Source organism: Methylorubrum podarium (assembly GCF_022179745.1).
In the GTDB taxonomy this organism is placed as follows: domain Bacteria; phylum Pseudomonadota; class Alphaproteobacteria; order Rhizobiales; family Beijerinckiaceae; genus Methylobacterium; species Methylobacterium podarium.
The window spans coordinates 1-2,703 of the sequence record NZ_BPRD01000714.1; the positions used below are offsets into that span (position 1 = coordinate 1).

General features: G+C 65.1%; 1 protein-coding gene. It reads right to left on the reverse strand.

The annotated features are described in order from the left end of the window. Positions 1 to 2,703, reverse strand: a 2,703-nt coding sequence (locus tag MFF42_RS26155; protein WP_238258867.1) for a response regulator, incomplete at both ends; no start/stop codon positions are given.

Here is a 2,703-nt window from a genome sequence, read left to right on the forward strand (position 1 = left end):
GCACCCGCAGCACCGCGAGGAGCTGATCCATGTCGATCGGCTTCGAGACGTAATCGGACGCGCCCGCCTCAAGGCACTTCTCGCGGTCGCCCTTCATGGCCTTCGCGGTCACCGCGATGAGCGGCAGGCTACGGAAGCCGGCCTCCGCCCGGATCGTGCGCATCGTCTCGTAGCCGTCCATCCCCGGCATCATGATGTCGATCAGCATTGCATCGACGCTCGGGTTGGACTTGAGGAGGGCGATGCCGTCCTGCCCGTTCTCGGCGAATAGGACGTCCAGCCCGTGCTGCTCGAGGGCGCTCGTGAGCGAGAAGATGTTGCGCAGGTCGTCATCGACCAGGATGACCCGACAGCCCTGAAGTGACACCGCGTCCTTCCGCTCGACGAGGATCTGCTCCTCGACTGGAACGCGATTGATAGCGCGGTGCAGGAACAGCGCGGTCTCGTCGAGAAGTCGCTCGGACGAGCGCGTGTCCTTGAGGATGATCGTCGAAGCGGTGTGCCTGAGCTGCTGCTCCTCGGCGGCCGTCAGCTCCCGGCCCGTATAGACGATGATGGGCAGCTCCTCCCCGTCCTGGGAGGCACGGATCTGCTCGATCAGCTCGGAACCGCCGATATCGGGCAGGCCGAGATCGATGATCGCGCAGTCGAACCGGCCGCCTGTCAGGGCTTCCAGCGCGGCGGAGGCCGTGCCGACCCCGAAGATCTTGACGTCCTCTTCGCTCAGGAGCGCTGTGATGCTGGCGCGCTGGTTCTCGTCGTCCTCGACGAGCAGGAGGTTGCGCACGGGCCGCGTGATGAATTCCTTCGAGCGCTCCAGGGCTCGCAGCAGACCCTCGCGCTCGACCGGCTTTTCAAGGAAGCCGAAGGCGCCCGCGCGCAGGCCGCGCTTCTTCTCGTCGTTGACCGAGATCACGTGGATCGGAATGTGCCGGGTGCGGGGGTCGTTCTTCAGGAGGTCGAGCAGGGCCCAGCCGTCCATATCGGGCAGGCCGATGTCGAGGGTAATGGCGTGCGGCTTGAAGCGGTGCGCGAGACTCAGCGCGCCGGCCCCGTCCTGCGCGATCAAACCCTTGAAGCCACGCTCGCGCGCGAGCTCCAGCAGCACCGAGGCGAACATGGCGTCGTCCTCCACGATGAGCACGATGTGGTCGCCCGGGTGAATCGCGTGGCGGTCGTCCGCGGAGGACGAAAGCGCCATCGCGGCATTCGGCTGGCGGCCAATCGGCCCCGACGGCGCGTACCCGTCCGATGCATCCGCCGCGCGTCCGGTGAGCGCCTGCGCGGGCGGTTCGAAGGGCACGAACAGGGTGAAGGTGCTGCCCGTCCCGACGCGGCTCTCGACAACGATCTCGCCGCCCAGCAGGCGCGCGATCTCGCGGCTGATCGCGAGGCCGAGGCCCGTGCCGCCGTACTTGCGGCTCGTGGTTCCGTCGGCCTGCTGGAACGCCTCGAAGATGATCCGCTGCTTGTCCTCGGCGATGCCGATCCCGGTATCGGTGACGGACATGGCGATCCACTGGGTCCCGGCGCGCAGGGGCGAGCCCTCCGCCGAACCGATCCTGAGCGAGACGCTTCCCTTCTCGGTGAACTTGAAGGCGTTGGAGAGAAGGTTGCGCAGGACCTGCTGCAGGCGCTTCGAGTCCGTCCGCAGGGAGCGCGGCAGGCCCGGATCGACCTCGATCACAAAGGCGAGGTGGCGCTCCTCGGCGAGCTGCCGGAAGGTCCTGTTGAGGTTCTCGCTAATGTCCTGCAGCGTGACGTCACCAATCTCAAGCGACACCGTGCCCGACTCGATCTTGGAGAGATCGAGTATGTCGTTGATGAGTGACAAAAGGTCGGTCCCGGCCGCGTTGATCGTCTTGGCGAATTCCCGCTGCTTGTCGGTGAGGTTCCCGTCGCGATTCTCGGAGAGAAGCTTCGAGAGGATCAGCAGGCTGTTGAGCGGCGTGCGCAGCTCGTGGCTCATATTGGCGAGGAACTGCGACTTGTAGCGCGAGGTCAGGCTCAGCTGCTCGGCCTTCTCCTCCAGCGCCGTCTTGGCGATCGAGACCTCGCGGTTCTTACCCTCGACCTCACGCTTCTGGATTTCGAGCAGGCGCGCCTTCTCCTCCAGCTCCTCGTTGGTCTGCTGCAGCCGCTCCCGCTGGTTCTTCAGGAGGTCCTCGGATTGCTGCAGCGAGGCGGCCTGCAACTCCAGGCGATCGTTCGTCTTCTTCAATTCCTCCTGCCGGCTCTGCAACTCGCCGGTCAGGAGCTGCGACTGCTTCAGGAGGCCTTCCGTCCTCATGTTGGCGGCGATCGTGTTGAGCACGATCCCGATCGACTCGGTCAGCTGGTCGAGGAACGACTGGTGGGTCTCGCTGAAGCGGTTAAACGACGCCAACTCGATGACCGCTCGGACTTCCTGCTCGAAGAGGACGGGCAGCACGATGATGTTGAGGGGCGGCGCCTCGCCGAGAGCCGAGCCGATGGTGATGTAGTCGCCGGGTACGTGGGTGAGGAGGATGCGCTTCTTCTCGAAGGCGCATTGGCCGACGAGGCCTTGACGCAGGCGATAGCGGTTCGAGAGGTTCTTGCGCTCCGTGAAAGCGTAGCTCGCCATCAGATCGAGAACCGGCTCTCCGCCCTCGTCCTCCACCATGTAGAACACGCCGCGCTGAGCGTTCACGAGCGATGCAATCTCGGACAGGATCAGGTTCG